Origin of the sequence: Thermus sp. LT1-2-5 (assembly GCF_040363165.1) — a bacterium.
In the GTDB taxonomy this organism is placed as follows: Bacteria; Deinococcota; Deinococci; order Deinococcales; family Thermaceae; genus Thermus.
Map to the genome: position 1 here is coordinate 18,644 of NZ_BSRG01000001.1, position 16,259 is coordinate 34,902.

The 16,259-nt window shown below is 67.4% G+C and carries 17 protein-coding genes and 1 riboswitch; of the genes, 7 read left to right on the forward strand and 10 right to left on the reverse strand.

Annotation, left to right across the window (positions count from 1 at the left end; translation table 11 throughout):
• The first annotated feature begins 3 nt into the window (after positions 1-3).
• Positions 4-582, forward strand: a complete 579-nt coding sequence (gene pdxT, locus ABXG85_RS00085) for a pyridoxal 5'-phosphate synthase glutaminase subunit PdxT (protein ID WP_353511706.1) — start codon at positions 4-6, stop codon at positions 580-582.
• Here pdxT and asnS read toward each other — a convergent pair.
• From asnS to hisS, 5 genes are read right to left on the reverse strand one after another with little or no spacing between them, the layout of a single operon-like run.
• Complete coding sequence (asnS, locus tag ABXG85_RS00090; RefSeq protein WP_353511707.1) at positions 579-1,895, reverse strand: asparagine--tRNA ligase; 1,317 nt, start codon at positions 1,893-1,895, stop codon at positions 579-581. The two genes, pdxT and asnS, sit on opposite strands and share 4 nt — an antisense overlap.
• Positions 1,896-1,907: 12 nt before the next feature.
• The gene (locus ABXG85_RS00095) at positions 1,908-2,720 is read right to left on the reverse strand and encodes an HAD family hydrolase (protein WP_353511708.1); all 813 of its coding nucleotides are present in this window, start codon (positions 2,718-2,720) and stop codon (positions 1,908-1,910) included.
• Positions 2,720-3,613, reverse strand: a complete 894-nt coding sequence (locus ABXG85_RS00100) for a PhzF family phenazine biosynthesis protein (RefSeq protein ID WP_353511709.1) — start codon at positions 3,611-3,613, stop codon at positions 2,720-2,722. The genes ABXG85_RS00095 and ABXG85_RS00100 overlap by 1 nt, the downstream gene beginning before the upstream one ends.
• Positions 3,606-5,351 (reverse strand): aspartate--tRNA ligase, encoded by a 1,746-nt coding sequence (gene aspS / locus ABXG85_RS00105; RefSeq protein ID WP_353511710.1) that lies wholly within the window; start codon positions 5,349-5,351, stop codon positions 3,606-3,608. Before aspS ends, ABXG85_RS00100 begins: the two co-directional genes overlap by 8 nt.
• A 24-nt stretch (positions 5,352-5,375) precedes the next feature.
• A complete protein-coding gene (hisS, locus tag ABXG85_RS00110; RefSeq protein ID WP_353511711.1) occupies positions 5,376-6,632 on the reverse strand; it encodes a histidine--tRNA ligase in 1,257 nt (418 codons plus the stop codon).
• A 47-nt stretch (positions 6,633-6,679) separates the two neighbouring features.
• On the opposite strand from hisS, the gene ABXG85_RS00115 reads away from it, so the two are divergent.
• Positions 6,680-7,009 carry a hypothetical protein gene (locus ABXG85_RS00115; RefSeq protein WP_353511712.1) on the forward strand — a complete coding sequence of 110 codons (330 nt, stop codon included), beginning with the start codon at positions 6,680-6,682 and terminating at the stop codon, positions 7,007-7,009.
• Positions 7,010-7,454: 445 nt separating this feature from the next.
• Here ABXG85_RS00115 and ABXG85_RS00120 read toward each other — a convergent pair whose 3' ends face one another.
• The 5 genes from ABXG85_RS00120 to ABXG85_RS00140 all read right to left on the reverse strand — a co-directional run bounded on the left by ABXG85_RS00120 (position 7,455) and on the right by ABXG85_RS00140 (position 11,102).
• A complete protein-coding gene (locus ABXG85_RS00120; protein ID WP_353511713.1) occupies positions 7,455-8,471 on the reverse strand; it encodes an ABC transporter ATP-binding protein in 1,017 nt (338 codons plus the stop codon).
• A complete protein-coding gene (modB, locus tag ABXG85_RS00125; RefSeq protein ID WP_353511714.1) occupies positions 8,450-9,127 on the reverse strand; it encodes a molybdate ABC transporter permease subunit in 678 nt (225 codons plus the stop codon). The genes ABXG85_RS00120 and modB overlap by 22 nt, the downstream gene beginning before the upstream one ends.
• Positions 9,128-10,003 carry a molybdate ABC transporter substrate-binding protein gene (gene modA, locus ABXG85_RS00130; protein ID WP_353511715.1) on the reverse strand — a complete coding sequence of 292 codons (876 nt, stop codon included), beginning with the start codon at positions 10,001-10,003 and terminating at the stop codon, positions 9,128-9,130. It lies immediately after the preceding gene.
• Positions 9,995-10,119: riboswitch (molybdenum cofactor riboswitch) on the reverse strand. It overlaps the preceding gene by 9 nt.
• Complete coding sequence (locus tag ABXG85_RS00135; RefSeq protein WP_353511716.1) at positions 10,120-10,737, reverse strand: uracil-DNA glycosylase; 618 nt, start codon at positions 10,735-10,737, stop codon at positions 10,120-10,122. It abuts the riboswitch before it with no gap.
• Positions 10,734-11,102 carry a hypothetical protein gene (locus tag ABXG85_RS00140; protein WP_039458950.1) on the reverse strand — a complete coding sequence of 123 codons (369 nt, stop codon included), beginning with the start codon at positions 11,100-11,102 and terminating at the stop codon, positions 10,734-10,736. Before ABXG85_RS00140 ends, ABXG85_RS00135 begins: the two co-directional genes overlap by 4 nt.
• Before the next feature lie 82 nt (positions 11,103-11,184).
• On the opposite strand from ABXG85_RS00140, the gene ABXG85_RS00145 reads away from it, so the two are divergent.
• The 5 genes from ABXG85_RS00145 to ABXG85_RS00165 are packed head-to-tail and all read left to right on the forward strand — an operon-like array spanning position 11,185 to position 16,239.
• Positions 11,185-12,252, forward strand: coding sequence for a hypothetical protein (locus ABXG85_RS00145; RefSeq protein WP_353511717.1), 1,068 nt, complete (start codon positions 11,185-11,187; stop codon positions 12,250-12,252).
• A gap of 4 nt (positions 12,253-12,256) precedes the next feature.
• The gene (locus ABXG85_RS00150; RefSeq protein ID WP_353511718.1) at positions 12,257-12,853 is read left to right on the forward strand and encodes a hypothetical protein; all 597 of its coding nucleotides are present in this window, start codon (positions 12,257-12,259) and stop codon (positions 12,851-12,853) included.
• A 7-nt stretch (positions 12,854-12,860) separates the two neighbouring features.
• On the forward strand, positions 12,861-14,099 hold the full coding sequence (gene hisD, locus ABXG85_RS00155) for a histidinol dehydrogenase (protein ID WP_353511719.1): 1,239 nt from the start codon (positions 12,861-12,863) through the stop codon (positions 14,097-14,099).
• Positions 14,096-14,893 (forward strand): ABC transporter substrate-binding protein, encoded by a 798-nt coding sequence (locus tag ABXG85_RS00160; protein ID WP_353511720.1) that lies wholly within the window; start codon positions 14,096-14,098, stop codon positions 14,891-14,893. Before hisD ends, ABXG85_RS00160 begins: the two co-directional genes overlap by 4 nt.
• A gap of 35 nt (positions 14,894-14,928) precedes the next feature.
• A complete protein-coding gene (locus ABXG85_RS00165) occupies positions 14,929-16,239 on the forward strand; it encodes a S8 family peptidase (RefSeq protein ID WP_353511721.1) in 1,311 nt (436 codons plus the stop codon).
• Positions 16,240-16,259: the final 20 nt, after the last annotated feature.

Genomic DNA, 16,259 nt, shown 5'->3' on the forward strand with positions numbered 1-16,259 from the left:
AGGATGAGGGGCGTGGTTGGCGTACTGGCGCTACAAGGGGATTTTCGCGAGCACAAGGAGGCCCTAAAACCGCTTGGCCTCGAGGCCAAGGAGGTGCGGAAGCCCGAGCACCTTCAGGGCTTAAAGGGCCTCATCGTCCCTGGGGGGGAGTCCACCACCATCGGTAAGCTGGCCCGGGAGTACGGGATAGAAGAGGCGGTACGTAAGCGGGTAGAGGAGGGCTCCTTGGCCCTTTTTGGCACCTGCGCCGGGGCCATCTGGCTGGCCAAGGAGATCCTGGGCTACCCAGAGCAGCCCCGCCTGGGGGTGCTCCACGTGGCGGTGGAGCGCAACGCCTTTGGCCGCCAGGTGGAGAGCTTTGAGGAAGACCTTCAGGTCAAGGGCTTTACCGAGCCCTTTCGCGGGGTCTTCATCCGCGCCCCCGTGTTCCGCCGGCTAGGGGAAGGGGTGGAGGTGCTGGCGGAGCTCAACGGCCTCCCGGTCTTGGTACGCCAGGGGAAAATCCTGGCCAGCGCCTTCCACCCCGAACTCACCCAGGACCTACGGGTTCACCGTTACTTCCTGGAGCTCGCTGGCCTTTAAGGCCACATGCGGGTGTACATGCGGGGGAAGGGAATGGCTTCCCGCACATGGGCCAGGCCGCAAATCCAGGCCACGGTGCGCTCCAGGCCAAGCCCAAAGCCCGCATGGGGCACGCTGCCGAAGCGGCGGAGGTCCAGGTACCACCCGTAGACCTCCTCGGGGAGGCCGAACTCCTGGATCTTCCGCCTCAGGAGTTCCAGGTCGTGGATCCTTTGGCTTCCCCCGATGATCTCCCCATAGCCCTCGGGGGCTAGGAGGTCGTCGTTCAGGACGAGCTCGGGGTCCTCGGGGTCCGGTTGCATATAAAAGGCCTTGATGCGGGCGGGATAGCGCTCCACGAAGACGGGGCGGTCAAACTGGCGGCTGAGGGCGGTCTCGTGAGGGGCGCCGAAGTCCTCGCCGTAGGGCAGGGGGGGCACCTCCGGGTCCTCCTGGTGCAAGCGGTTCACCAGGGCCACCGCCTCCTTGTAGCTGAGGCGGGGATAGTTCCCTTGGGCGGCGGGCTCTAGGGCCTTGGGGTCGCGGCCGAGCATTTCGAGCTCCCGGGCGCGGCGGTCCAGCACCCGGGCCACCAGGTAGCTCACCAGCTCCTCCTGCAGGGCCATGTTCTCCTCGTGGGTCATGAAGGCCACCTCGGGCTCCACCATCCAGAACTCCAAAAGGTGGCGCCGGGTCTTGGAGCGCTCGGCGCGGAAGGTGGGGCCGAAGGTGTAGACCTTGGCGTAGGCCAAGGCCCCGGCCTCGGCGTAGAGCTGGCCAGATTGGGAGAGGTACGCTTTTTCCCCGTCAAAGAGCTCCACCTCAAAGAGCTCCGTGGTGCCCTCCACGGCGCTTGGGGTGAGGATGGGGGCGTCGAAGCGCAGGAACCCCCGTTGGCCAAAGAAGTCGTGGATGGCCCGCTCCAGCTCGTCCCGGATGCGCATCACGGCGAAGGGGCGGCGGTGGCGAAGCCAGAGGTGGCGGTGGTCCATGAGGAAATCGATGCCGTGCTCCTTAGGGCCGATGGGGTACTCCCCTTGGGGTAGGCTCACCACCTCTATGCCCCTCACCGCAAGCTCGTAGCCCCCGGGCGCCCTGGGGTCTTCCCGCACCAGGCCATAGACCTTTAGGGCGGTTTCCTGGGGCAGGCGGTCCGCTTGGGCGAAGACCTCCTCCGGCACCTCCCCTTTGACCACCGTGGCCTGGAGGAAGCCGGTACCGTCCCGGAGGACGAGGAAGTGAATCTTACCCTTGGAACGCTTCTGGTAGAGCCAGCCCCGTAGCTCCACTTCCTGGCCGCTATGCTGGGCGATTTCGTCAATGAAGACCCGCATACGCCCTGGAGTTTACCCGAGGGAGGCCAGGGCCTCTGCCAGGCCGCAGGCCTCCACCGGGGCCACCACCTTCTTGGCCACCCGCTTCACCCTTAGGGGGGCGTTCCCCATGGCGATGCCGAGGCCCACCGCCTGGATCACCTCCAGGTCGTTTTCCCCATCCCCCACCATGGCGCACGCCTTCAGGTCTAGCCCGTGGGCTTCCGCCACCAGCTGGGCCCCCAGGCGTTTGCCTACCCCTTTGCGGGTGAGGGAAACGAAGCGCACCCCCGGCATCTTGGGGCTTTCGGCAATGTGGGCGGAAAGCTCCTGGGGTAGGGCGTCCAAGAGGGCGCCTAGGGGGGCGTTGGCGTCCGCCAGCACCTGGAGGCGCACCAAGGGGCTTTGTAGCCTCAGGAGGTCCGCCCCTTCCGCCTCCAAGCCCAAGAGCCTTTGGTGGTCCTGTAGCAGGGGGCTATCCCCCTCCACGAAAAAGCCCCCATCGGCGGTGTAGCCCTCCAAGGGCAGGCCTAGCCTGCGGGCGAGGCGCACCACCTCCTGGGCCGCTTCCTCGGGAAGAGGGGCCACGAAAAAAGGCTGCGCCCCAGGCTCGTGCGGGTCTTGTGTGAGGGAGAGGACCACCGCCCCCGACTCAAAGACGTGGAGACCTTCCGGATCAAGCCGCCGGGCGAGGCGAAGCGTCTCCCCCCGCCCCGGCCGCCCCGTGAGGAGGGCGAGGCGCAAACCCCTAGCCTTGGCCGCCTCCACCGCCGGCCAGACGCACTCCGGCACCCCTTCCTTCCCCACCAGGGTGCCGTCCACGTCCAGGAAGACGAGGCGCACCATCAGAGTTCGCCCGAGGCCACCAGGGCCGCCTCTCCCCCGATGCGCACCGAGAGGGGCACGCCCGTGGGGCTATACGCCACCTCCACCTCCACCACCCCGGGGTTGCCCAGGCGGTGGCCCTGGTAGATGGAAAGGTGTACCCTCCCCTCCCGCTTGGGCACCACCCCGGCCCGGGCCAGAAGCGCCCCCATGGCGGCGTTGGCCGAGCCCGTGACCGGGTCCTCGGGGATGCCCAAAAGGGGGGCGAAGTCCCGGGCGTAGAAGCTCCTCGGCCCCATAGGGGCGTAGGCGTGGACCGTGGCCACCTCCAGGCGGCGGGAAACCTCGGCCAAAAGAGCCATATCCGGCTCCAAGGCGTCCACCACCCCCGGGGCCACCAGGGGGACGAAGAGGCTCCATAGCCCGGTGTAGGCCACCCCGTAGGGCAGGCCCCGGTGGAGGTAGCGCTCGTCGGAGCCAAGGGCCTCCAGGACCTCCTTGAGGGCCTGGAAGGGGGGCAGGTCGCGGAAGCGGGGGCTTGGCCCTCGCACCCAGGCCTTCTTGGGCTCCCCTGCCTCGTAGACGATTTCCACCGGGAGCGCCTCGGCCGGCGTGTGGAGGATGAGGCGCTCGGTCCCTTCCGGGGCGAGGCCCAAGCGGACCAGGGCCAGGCCCAAGGCCACCGCCGCATGGCCGGAAAACTCCACCTCGCCCCCCGGGGTGAAGAAGCGCACGGCGAAGACGTTTCCCTGGGCCTCGGTGAGGAAGGCGGTTTCCGCCTCGGAGAACCTGCCCGCCACCCTTCGCATCTCCTCCGGGCCCATGCCTCGAGCGTCTAAGACGATGGCCACCCGGTTCCCCGCCCCCGGGGCGGGAGCGAAGGCGTCCACGAGAACGTAGGGGATCCTAGCCATGGCGGATCACCATAAGGCCGAGTTCGCGGAGTTGTTCCTCGGAAACGGGGCTTGGGGCCCCGGTCAAGGGGTCTTTGCCCTCCTTGTTCTTGGGGAAGGCGATGACCTCGCGGATGGAGGGGCTTCCCGTCATGAGGGCCAGGAGGCGGTCCAGGCCCCAGGCGATGCCCCCGTGGGGCGGGGCCCCGTAGGTGAGGGCCTCGAGGAAAAACCCGAACTTCTCCTTCTGCTCCTCCTCGCCGATGCCCAGGATGGCGAAGATCTTGGCCTGCAGGGCGGGGTCGTGGATGCGGATGGACCCGCCCCCCACCTCCACCCCGTTCAGGACCAGGTCGTAGGCCAGGGCCCGGACCCGGCCCGGCTCCGTGTCCAACAGGGGCAGGTCCTCGGGGTTGGGGCTGGTGAAGGGGTGGTGCATGTAGGTCCAAGCCCCCCGCTCCTCGTCCCACTCCAGGAGGGGGAAGTCCACCACCCAGAGGAAGCGAAAGCCTTCCCGGGGCAGGTTCAGGCGGTCGGCCAAGGCCAAGCGCACCTGGCCCAGGGCCTCCGCCGCCACCTTGCGGCTTGCGGCCACGAAGAGGAGGGTGTCCCCCGGCTTGGCCTCCGTGGCCTGGAGCAGGGCATCCCGCACGGGTTCCAGGAACTTGGCCACGCCCCCGGAAAACCCCCCCTCCTCTACCCGGGTGAAGGCGAGGCCCCCCGCCCCGTGGCGCTTGGCCAGGTCCTCCAGCTCGGCGATCTCCTTGCGGGAAAGGCCCGTGGGGGCGGAGAGGGCCTTCACGCTTTCCGCTTGCTGGAAGACCTGGAAGGCGCTTTCCCGGAAAAGGGGACCCACCTCCTTAAGCTCCAGGCCGAAGCGCAGGTCGGGCTTGTCCGAGCCGTAGCGCTCCATGGCCTCCTGGTAGGTGAGGCGGGGGAAGGGGAGGGAAAGCTCCACGCCCAAGGCCTCGCGGAAGACGTGGGCCATGAGGCGCTCGTTCAGGGCGAGGATGTCCTCCACCTCCACGAAGCTCATCTCCAGGTCCAGCTGGGTGAAGTCAGGCTGGCGGTCCGCCCGGAGGTCTTCGTCGCGGAAGCAGCGGGCGATCTGGAAGTAGCGGTCCAACCCCGCCACCATGAGCATCTGCTTGAAGAGCTGGGGGGACTGGGGCAGGGCGTAGAAGAGGCCGGGCTGGTGGCGGTAGGGGACGAGGAAGTCCCGGGCCCCTTCCGGGGTGCTTTTGGTGAGGAAGGGGGTTTCCACCTGGACGAAGCCTTCCCGGTCCAGGAAGTCCCAGATGGCCTTGATGACCCGGTGGCGCAGGCGCAGGTTGTCCTGCATCCGCTTGCGCCTTAGGTCCAGGTAGCGGTACTTGAGGCGGAGCTCCTCGGAGGCTTCTTTCTCCTCTTCTCCCCGCCAGCCGGCGTCCACGGGAAAGGGTGGGGTTTTGGCCTCCGCCAGGACCTCGAGGGCTTCTAGCTCCACCTCCACCTTGCCCGTGGGCAGGCGGGGGTTGGGCTCGGGGCGGAGGCGCACCCGGCCCCGGGCCCGCACCACCCACTCCGAGCGCACCCGTTCGGCTACGGCGTAAGCGGGGCTATCCGGGTGGGCCACCAGCTGCACCAGGCCCTCCCGGTCCCGGAGGTCCAAGAAGATGAGGCCCCCCAGGTCCCGGCGGCGGTTGACCCAGCCCTCCAGGACCACCTCCTGCCCCGCGTGCTCTTCCCTAAGGTTTCCGGCGTAGTGGGTGCGGCGCATAATCCCCCAAAGCTTACCAAGTTCTCATGCCAAGGCGGCGAGGAGAAAGCCCAGGGCCTCCCTTTGGGGAAGCCGCACCTGTTCCCCGGTGGCGAGGCGCTTCAGGGTCACCTCCTCGGCCCTTAGCTCGTCCTCGCCCAAAAAGCCTGCGAAGAGGGCCCCCCGCTTCAGGGCTTCCTCCACGCCCTTGCCCGGCTTTTTGGGGCTTAGGGCGTACTCCACCTTGAGCCTGGGCCTTAGGCGCTCGGCCAGGTAGAAGGCTTCCGCCACCGCCTCCTCCGTGAGGGGGATGAGGTAGAGGTCGGGGCCCTTTTCCTCGGGGAGGCCGTAGCCTTCGGCCTCGAGGGCCAAGGCCACCCGTTCCACGCCGAAGGCGAAGCCCACCCCCGGCACCCTGGGGCCCCCCAGGAGCTCGGAAAGCCCGTCGTACCGTCCCCCGCCCCCCAAGGCGGACTGGGCCCCGATCTCGGCATGGTGCACCTCAAAGGCGGTGCGCACGTAGTAGTCCAGGCCCCGCACCAAAGCGGGCTCCAGCTCGTAGGGCACGCCAAGCCGGCTAAGGTGGCGCTCCACCGCCTTCAGGTGGGCCAGGGCCGCTTCCCCCAGGAAGTCCAGCATGGGCTTCACCTTGAGCTCCCGCAGTAGGGCCTGGTCCTTCTCGCTCTTGGAGTCCAGGATGCGCATGGGGTTAAGCTCCAGCCGCTCTTGGGAGTCCTCGGAGAGGGCTTTTTGGTGAGGGCCTAAGACCTCCCGCAGGTAAGCGTTGTACCGGGCCCGGTCCTCCGGGTCCCCCACGGAGGAGAGCTTTACGGAGAGGCGCCTTAGGCCCAGCTCCTTGAGGCTTTCGTAGAGGAGCACGATGGCCTCGGCGTCCAAAATGGGGCTTTCCGAGCCCAAAGCCTCGTAGTTCACCTGGTGGAACTGGCGGTAGCGCCCCTTCTGGGGCCTTTCTGCCCGGAACATGGGGCCCGCCATCCAAAGCCGCACGGGCTGGGGCCATACCTTCATCCCGTGCTCCAGGTAGGCCCGCACCATGGCGGCGGTGCCCTCGGGGCGCAGGGTCAGCGAACGCCCCCCCCGGTCCTGAAAGGTGAACATCTCCTTGCGCACGATATCCGTGGCGGCTCCCACCCCCTTTTCAAACACCTGGGTTTCCTCGAAGACGGGGGTGATGAGTTCTAAGGCCCCCGCCGCCTCGAGGACCCGCCGGGCGGTGGCCACGATGTGTTGGTGGAGCCGTAGCTCCTTGCCGAAGAGGTCCTTGGTGCCCCGGACGGCCATACCCTTCCACTTTACGGGCTAGGGCTTTCGGGTGCTATCCTGTTCCCATGACCGGGAAGGGGAAGGGGGTTTTGGTCCTTCTCTACCTCCTCCTTACCCTCACCGCCTCCACCGGGATAGCCCTGCAGCTTTACCTCATGCGGGTGCAAAACCCGGGGCTTAGGGCCGATCTCTGCCAAGCTCCCGGGGAAAAGGTGGAGGTGGAGCACTCCCCCTTGTGCGGCCTCCAGGTGGCCCCGGGAAGCCCGGTGGTGGAGGAGCCCGCTTCCCCCCGTCCCCTGGGGGTGGGTCAGGCGCGGTCCGTGCCGCTTCCCGGCTACCCCGCCCCCCTCTTTCCGGTCCTCATCCCGCGGGCACCCCCTTTCTGCCGGGCCTAGGCGCACTTACGTCCTTAGGACCTCGGTCAGAAAGGGGGGATGCATGCAGGTGGTGGTGCGCACGCAAAACCTGTCGCTGTACACTTTGGTAGCAGGAGCGCTTAAGCAAGCGGGTTGGCAGGTGACTTGGAACAAGGGAAGCGGCTTGGTCTTGGTGGACCTGGCCCAAGGGGTGCAGGGGGAGGTGATTCTCTGGCTAACCCCTTGGGGCCTTCGGGCCTACGAGCCTAGGCGCCAGGTGTTCTTAACCCGCCAGGATAGGCCCAAGACCTTGGCCGAGGGCCTTTTGGGCCGGGTGGGTTTGGCCCTTCTCCCCGGGGAAAGGGCAACGCTTTGGGCCTTGGGCCAGGGGGTGCCCCCCGAGGTGGGGACCTTGGCGCAGGCCTTAGGGGTGCCCCGGCACCGGACGCGGTTTTACCTTAAGGGGCTTTTTAACAAGTTCGGCTTAGACCTCCCGGACCTCCTCCGCCTTGCCCGGCATCAGGTGCAGGTAACGGGGCTTCAAGGCCACCCGCAGTCGCCCGCCTGGCTTGAGGCGGAGCCTTTCCTGCACGTGCCGGGGCAGGAGGAGCACCAGGGGAAGGGGCCCGAGGAAGCGCCCCCGGTAGGCCAGGCCCTGGGGGTGCAGGCTTTCTAGGACGCCTTCCAGCACGTTTTCTGCGGGAGGGGGGCGGTCCTCCCGCACCACCATCACCTCCTCCGCCCGCACCCCGAGCCAAGCCTCGGTTCCCGGCCTGGCCCAGGGGGGGAGGGGAAGCCTTAGGAAGACCCCCTCCACCACCACCCCTTCCGCCACCACCCGTGCGGGGAAAAGGTTTTGGTAGCCAAGGAGCCGCGCCACCTCCACGCTGGCCGGGGCGGCCAAGACCCTTTCCGGGGGGCCTTCCTGGAGCACCCGCCCTCGCCCCAGCACCACCAGCCAGTCCGCCATCCCCGCCAAGGCCGGGTCGTGGCTCACCGCCAGGGCGGGGATGCCCTCTTGGCGGATGAGGGCGATGAGCTCCGCCAATACCTGGTCCTTGGTGAGGGGGTCCAGGGCGCTTGTGGGCTCGTCCAGGAGGAGGAGCTCGGGACCGCGGGCTAAGGCCCGGGCCAGGGCCACCCGTTGCTTCTGCCCGCCGGAGAGGGCGGCTGGGCGCTTGTGGGCGTGTTCCAAAAGCCCCACCCGCTCCAAGAGGGCCAGGGCCTTGTCCTTGGCGTCCTTTCCCTTTAGGGAAAAGGCTACGTTCTCCCAGGCGGTCATGTGGGGGAAGAGGGCCAGGTCTTGGGGCAGGTAGCCGACGGGCCGCCTTTCTGGGGGAAGGCCCCCGTAGGGGGTGCCTTCTGCGGGGAGGAGGCCGGCCAGGGCCTTGAGGAGGGTGGTTTTGCCAATGCCGCTTTCCCCGAGGAGCACGGTGAAGCCTTGGATCCGAATGCGGGCTTCTAGGGCCACGGGCCGCCTTATGCGGTAGTGGATTTCCATGCCCGCCACCTCCTTTCCAGAAGCCGTACCAGGAGGAGGAGAAAGAGGCTAAGGAGGAGGAGGAAGGTGGAAGCCTTGGCAGCCTCGGCAAAGCGCAGGGCCTGGACCAGGTCGTAGAGGTAGATGCTCACCATCTGGGTCTTGCCGGGGATGGACCCCCCCACCATGAGCACCACCCCAAACTCCCCTAGGGTGTGGGCGAAGGCCAAAAGGGTACCGGAAAGGAGGCCGGGCCAGACCAAGGGCAGGACGATTCGGGCGAGGACCTTGGTCCGGGGCACCCCCAGGGTGCGAGCCACCTCCAGGAGGCTCCGGTCCAGGCTTAAGAAGGCTTCCCGGTAGGCGGTGAGGGCGAAGGGAAGGCTGAAGAGGACGCTGGCGAAAAGAAGCCCCTCCAGGCGAAAGGCCCAGGAAACCCCGATGAGCCTCGTCCAGAGGCCTTCCGGCCCCAAGAAGAGGAGGAGGTAAAACCCGAGGACCGTGGGGGGAAGGACGAGGGGAAGGAGGAAGACGGCCTCCAGGAGGGCTTTGCCGGGAAAGTTGTGGAAGGCCAGGAGCCAGGCCAGGGGGGTTCCCAGGAGGAGGAGGAGGCCCGCGGTCAGGGAGGCCACCAGCAGGGAAAGGCGCAAGGCGGTGAAGAACTCGGCCTCGAGCATCTACTCTCCGGGTAACAGGAAGCCATACCGCTTCAGGATGGCCCTCCCCTCCGGGCTTCCCACAAAGCGGTGGAAGGCCAGGACCTCGGGCCGGGCGCGCCCTTTGAGAATCACGAAGGTTTGTTCCAAGTTCAGGTGGCTACCCCAGGGGGCCACCCAGTAGACCCCGGGCCCGGAAAGGCTCTCGTGAACCACCAGGGGGAGGGCCAGGATCCCGGCCCCGGTGGCGGAGAGGGCCAGTTGGGCTGTTTGGGAGATGTTTTCCCCGTACACGAATCGGAAGCTGGGCTTGCCCCGGGCCAAAGGAGTGGTATCCCAGTAGGCTTCCACCCCCTGAGTGAGTTGCTCAAAGGGGATTTCCGCCCAGCTGAGGGCCCTAAAGGGCTTGGAGCCACCGGGCAGGACGAGGTCTTTACGCCGGATGAGGCCGTAGCGTTCCAAAAGGGTGAGGGCGGCTCGGCCGTAGGGGGCGTGGACAGGGTTGGCCACGGCAAGCTGGGTGATGCGGGGATCCTTAAGGGCCTCGGGTTTAGGTTCCAGGCCGAGCCTCCGGTGCAGCCAGATGGCCATGCGGCCTATGGCGTAGAGGCGGCGGGTACCTGGCTCTACTAGGCCCCGTTCCTCTAGAAGCTTGGGGTAAAGGCTTTCCGCAGAGAAGTAGAGATCAGCCTCGAGGCCTTGGGTGAGCTGGGTGTAAAACTTGCCCGAGGAGCCGAAGGAAAGGACAACCTTGGTACCGGGGTGTTTGGACTCGAAGGCGCGGGCTAGCTCGGTCAGAGCATAGGTCAGGTCGCTGGCCGCCACCACCTTCACCTCTTGGGCCAGGGCAGCGGTGCTCCCAAGGAAACCTAAAAAGAGCCAGATGCTTAGACGCACGGTGTACCTCCTTTGCCACCGCGGCAGGCGGTAGGGTTGCCCCCACCACCCCGGGGCCCAAAGGCCCGGCCCGGGAGGCCCAGGGGGTCTACCCGGGCTCGGAGGCGGGGAACATTCTATAGCAAGGGCTCCTGGCTCACCGCCTTGATCTGGCGGCGTTCCTTGGGGGGCAGGGCGTCCAGGGCCCGCTTCACCTCCTGGATATCCAGCCAGGTGAGGTGCTTGGGGCTTCCCGGGGCGCGGCTGGGGTTTCTGAGGAGGTAGGCGGGGTGGAACATGGGGAAGACCTTGATGCCGTGCCACTCGTACCACTTTCCCCGCACCTTAGTGATCGATACCTTTTCCCCAAGGAAAAACTCCGCCGCCACCGCTCCCAGGGGTACGAGGATCTGGGGGGCGACGAGCTCGATCTGCTTGAGAAGCCACTTATCCGTGCAAATTTTGGCCTCGTCCGGAAGGGGGGCGCGGTTTCCCGGGGGGCGGCACTTGACGATGTTGGTGATGTAGATCTCCTCCCGGCGGATGCCGGCGGCCTCGAGGATGCGGTTTAGGAGCTGCCCCGCCTTGCCCACAAAGGGACGGCCCGTCTTGTCCTCTTCTTCCCCGGGGCCTTCCCCCACGATCATGAGCTGGGCATCGGGGTTGCCCTCGCCGAAAACCACCTGGGTGCGGCCCTCCGCCAGACGGCAGGCGGCGCAGGCCTGGGCTTGGGCCCGGAGGAGTTCCAGAGTCATTGCAGGGACTTACGGGCCTTGCGCGCCTCGCGCCGGATCTTGGGGTCCAGGCCGATCATGAGGAAGAAGTTTTCCAGGGCATTTTCCTGGCCCTTGATCTCGGGGTAAGCGTCCTCTGGGGTGCCGGTGACGAAGGGCAGGGACTTGTAAAGCTCCAGGGCGTACTGGACCACCGCTTCCGGCCCTTCGGCCTCCGCCACCTCCGCCAGCTTGGCGTAGACCTCGCGGCGCGCCTCGGCGTGGCGGCGGAAGACCTCCGGGTTGGGCGTTTCCGGCGCCCGGAGGACGTCCTGCTTGGCGATGCGGCGGTAGTGCTTCAAGCCCCGAACGATCTCCTCCGTGGTCAGCGTGATCTTGAACTCCATCCCCGCTCCTTTCCGGCCAAAGGCCCGACCTTCTTTGGCAGATTATAAGCCTACTCACGGGAGGGTGCGTATACTTGGGGGGATGGAGGTTTTGGGCGCGTATTGGTTGCGGCGTATTCTCGCCCGTATTGGTTCCCTTACCGTTTACGAGGGACAGGACACCCGCACCGGCATGCCGGTGATGGTCATCCAAGGGGCGAAGGGAAACCCCCTGCAAGGAGAAGGGCTTTTGCCGCTTCTAGAGGTTCTTCCCGAAGCGTGGGTTTTGGAGTGGCCCTTGGGGGCGGTGCCCCTTTCCCAGTACCTTGGGGTGGCGGACCCGGAGCGGGCCGCCCACTGGGTCAAGGAGGTGGCGCGGCTCCTCCTCGCCCTCGAGGAAAAAGGGGTTCCCCTGGCCCCGCCCCCGGAGCTCTTCTTGGTGAAGGGCAAGCGCATCTGGCTTGGTGGGGCGGGGATGGAGGGTTTGGCGGGAGCGCCGGAAGGGGCCCTGGTGGCCCTGGCCCAGGGGCTTTTGGGCGAGCGCTACGCCGAGTTTCCCTTGCGGGACACCCTGGAGCGGCTGGAGCGGAAAGAGGTGGGGTTGGGGGCGCTTCTAGCAGAACCGGGGCCTACCCCGCCCCCGGAGCCCCCGCCCGAGCTAGACCTCCAGGGGCGCAAGCGCCTTCCCGTGGAACCCGAAAGGGAGGAGGGCAGGGAAGAGGCCGTCCCCATGGCTGGGGGTGCGGAGGAAACGATACAAGAGCCTCCCCCGAGCCGCCCCAAGGTGATCCGCATAGAGGAGCGGGAGGAGCCTTCCTTCCCCGTGGTGGAGCCAAAAAGGCCTTCTTCCCGGCGGTGGTTTTTGCTTATCGCCCTTCTTTTGCTGGCCGCGGGGGTTGGGCTTCTTCTCTTTCGTCCCCGTGGGGGAGCGGAGGAGGCCTACGTGATGGAGTTTCGCACCGAGCCCGCCACGGAAAAGGCGGAGGTCTTTCTCCTGGAGGCCCCCCCGGGTTCCCAGCTTGCTCCGGGGCAACTCCTGTTGGTGGCCCCGGGGCGGGTGGAGTTCGACCAAAAAGGCGTCTACCGCCTGCGCATCCGGGTGCCGGGGCGCGACCCCGTGGACTACCTCCTGGAGGTCCCGGGTCCGCCCCTCACCATCAAGGTACGCTAAGGCCATGACCGAGCGCCCAGCCCTTTTTCGTTACCATTACTTCTTCGCTGGGGAACCTGCGGGGGAAGGGCGCCTGGAGGTGCGCCCGGGGGAGGAGGGAACGCGGGCAGTTTTGACCGCCGAGCTAGCCCTTCCTCTACCCAAAACCCGCCTTCGCTGGCAGACGGAAACCGACCCAGAGGGCTTTTCCCGCTACTTCGCTGAGCGGGTGGAGGGGCGGGAGGCTAGGGTCTTCACCGTGGAGCGCCTAGAGGAGGAAGGATTGGTCTTGGTGAGCCAAGGCAAGGAAAGCCTGGCCCTACCCTATCTGACGCCCTACCATGACCCCCTTTCCCTACTCCTTTACCTTCCTCGGCTAAGCCTTTTGCCGGGGGAGGTAGCCCGGTTTCCCCTGCCGGGGGGGCGGGCCTACGTGGAGCGGTTGGCGGACCTCGAGGCGGAGGGGCGGCTTCGCCAGCACTTCCGCCTGCGCCCGGGCCTGAGCCTGGTCCAGCTGGAGGAGGGTCTGCCCGTGCGCCTGGCCCAGCAGGTGGGGGAGCACGTGTTTGAGGCGGTGTTGGAAGGGGTGGAGGAGGTAAGGCGGCGCCGCCGCTGGGTATAGTGGAGCCATGATCTACCGCGCCGAGGAGGTAAAGGAGCGCTTTGCCCGCCGGGGGCTTTCCTTTGACCCCACGGTGGAGGAGATCGTCCGGGGCATCCTCCAGGCGGTCCGGGAAGAGGGGGACGCCGCCTTGGACCGCCTGAGCCTGGACCTGGATGGCCACCCCGTGGAGGAGATCCCCAAGAGGGCCTGGCGCGAGGCCTACGACGACCTGGACGCCGAGCTCAGGGACGCCTTGGAAACCGCTAAGGAGCGCATAGAGGCTTTCTACCGCGAGGAGGCCCGGGGAGGGTTTTTGCGGGCGGAGGAGGCCGGGGTCTTGGGCCAGCTGGTGCGGCCGCTTTCCCGGGTGGGGGTCTATGTTCCCGGGGGGAGCGCTCCCCTCCTCTCTAGCCTCCTCATGGCCGTGGTGCCCGCAAAGGTGGCGGGGGTGGCGGAGGTGATCGTGGCGAGCCCTCCCAAGGTCCACCCCGGCGTGCTGGCCGCCGCCTGGGTGGCGGGGGCGGACCGGCTTTTTGCCGTGGGCGGGGCCCAAGCCATCGCCGCCTTGGCCTACGGCACCGCCCGCATACCCCGGGTGGACAAGATCGTGGGGCCCGGAAACGCCTACGTGGTGGCGGCCAAGCGCCAGGTCTATGGCGTGGTGGGGCTGGACGGCCTGGCCGGCCCCACGGAAACCATGATCGTGGCGGACGGCTCCGCCTCCCCCCGGCTTCTCGCCGCCGACCTGCTGGCCCAGGCGGAGCACGGGCCCGATTCCGAGCCCTGGCTCCTTTCCCCAGACCAGGCCCTTTTGGAGCGGGTGGAGGCGGAGCTTTATCGGCAACTTTCCGACCTGCCCCGGGCGGAGATCGCCCGGAAGGCCCTGGAGCGGGGGGGGCTCGTCCTCACCCGGGACCTGGAGGAGGCCTTTGCCCTGGCCAACCTCTACGCCCCCGAGCACCTCTGCCTGGCCCTGGCCGACCCCCTTCCCTGGCTTGGCAGGGTGCAGAACGCCGGCGGGGTCTTCCTGGGGGAGGGAAGCCCCGAAGCCCTAGGGGACTACATCGCTGGGCCCAGCCACGTGATGCCCACCTCGGGCACCGCCCGCTTCCAGGGGGGGCTTAGCGTGCGGGATTTCCTCAAGGTGATCCCGGTGATTGGGTTAGGGGAGAAGGTGGTGAGGGAGCTTGCCGCCAAGGGGGCAGCCCTGGCCCGGGCGGAGGGCCTCGAGGGCCACGCCCGCTCCTTGGACCTAAGGCGATGAGGCTGTTTCACGAGCTCTTAGGCCCCCTAGAGCTGCCGGACCACTTCGGGCGCATCGTTAGCCTGGCCCCGAACCTCACGGACGCCCTCTTCGCCCTAGGGGTGGGGGAGAGGCTGGTGGGCCGAAGCGCTTTCTGCCACCGCCCGGCCCAGGTCCTCTCCCTGCCCGTGGTGGCCTCCTACACCAAGACCCGGCTTGAGCTTCTCCGCAGCCTAAACCCCGACCTGGTCCTCCTCTCCACCGGGGTGCAGCGGGAGCAGGCCCTAAAGCTCAAGGAAGCGGGATTTCCCGTCTACGCCGTGCCCTTGCCCACAAGCCCGTACGGCATCCTGGAGAACCTTTCCACCTTGGGCCACCTCTTGGACCTGGAGGAGAAGGCGGTGGCCCTGGCCCACGAGCTGGCGGGCCGCTACGCCGCCCTCAAGGGGCGGTTTCGCCTTAGGGTCTACTTTGAGATGGACCTGGGCGGGCCCATCACCGTGGGGCGGGGGAGCTACATCGCCCAAGCGCTTTTGCACCTGGGCTTGGAGCCCATCTTCCTGGACGTCCCCCAGGCCTACTTCGCCCCCGACCTGGAGGAGGTTTGGCGGCGCAAGCCCGACCTCTTTCTCTACGAGCCCAAGCCCTGGGGCAGGAACCCCCTGGAAAAGGCCCGGGCCCTGGCGCGGGAGCGGGGGTGGGACCTCCCTGTGGTGGCCACGGACGGGGATGAGCTCGCCCACTACGGGCCCATGTTCTTCGGCTTCCTGGAGAAGCTGGCGGCGCGGGTAGCGGAAACCTTAGCGGAGGCTTAAGGCTTTAGCCCGGGGCGGGCGGTATAGTGGGGCCGATGCGGCGCTTAGCCTTTCTGCCCCTCACCCTTGGGTTGAGCCTGCTCCTCACCGCCTGCCCCCAGACGCCGCCGCCCCCCGTCAACCCGGCGGAGTGCCCCGTGGGGCCCCTGGAGGTCCAGGGCGTGGACGAGCCTCTTAGGCTCCAAGGCCTGGGGCGGTTCGAAGGGGAGTATGTTCCTGGGGAACTCCTCGTGCTCCCCAAGGCTGGCCTCTCGGTGCAAAGCCTGAGGACCCATGGCGTGGAACCCGAGCAGGAGTTGCCGCGGGGGCTCCTCAAGGTCAAGGTCCCCCGGGGCCAGGAGAAGGCGCGGGCGGAAGCGCTTCTTCGTGCCGGAATTCAGTACGCCCAGCCCAACTATGTCTATCGTCCTTTGCGGGCGCCCAATGACCCCTACTACCCTACCTTCCAAAAGGCTTACCTAGATGGCCTGGTGCGCCTGGAGGCCGCCTGGGAGGTGAGCACGGGAAGGGGATGCCCGCCCCTGGTCGCAGTTTTGGACACGGGGATTCTTCCCCATGCGGACTTCCAGGCCAGCAAGTATCTTCCCCCTGGGGTTCAGCTGGACGTGGCCGATGGCGACGCCGACCCCACGGATGATTCGGCCCCGGATTACAGGGGGCATGGTCTACAGGTAGCCTCCGTTTTGGGTGCCGAGACCAACAACGGCAAGGGCATGGCCGGGACCACGTGGGGAGGGTATGTGGTGCCCATCAAGGTCTTCTACAGGAACGGAGGGGCCACGACGGAAACCGTAAACAAGGGAGTCCGGCTGGCCCGCTCCCTCGGTGCTCGGATCCTCAACCTCTCCGTGGGGGGGGATGCCTACGATGCCCTTCTTGACGCCGAGCTGGCCCAGGCCCGCAACGAGGGCCGGGTTCTGGTGGCGGCGGCCGGGAACTATCCCAACGGCAACGGGGGGCCTGTGATGTTCCCAGCCAGCAGCGCCTCCACCCTTGCCGTCGGGGCGGTGGATGGGTTTAGGCAACGGCCCGCCTTCTCCGCCGTTGGTCCCGAGCTGGACCTGGTGGCCCCCGGGGTGGACATTCTTGTGGCAGGGTCACAATCCACCCAATACGCAAAGGGAAGCGGCACCTCCTTCGCCAGCCCCATCGTGGCCGGGGTGGTGGCCCTTTACATGAGCAAGTACGCCAGCGAACGCCATGAGTGGCCCACCCCGGACCAGGTCTACCAGTGCCTCACCGCCACCGCCGAGGACCTTGGGCCCTCGGGCCGGGATGATGAGTACGGCTTTGGCCTGGTGCGGGCGGACCGGGTGATGACGGACACCGCTTCCTGCTTCCCCTAATCTGCCTCACCGGGTGGGGT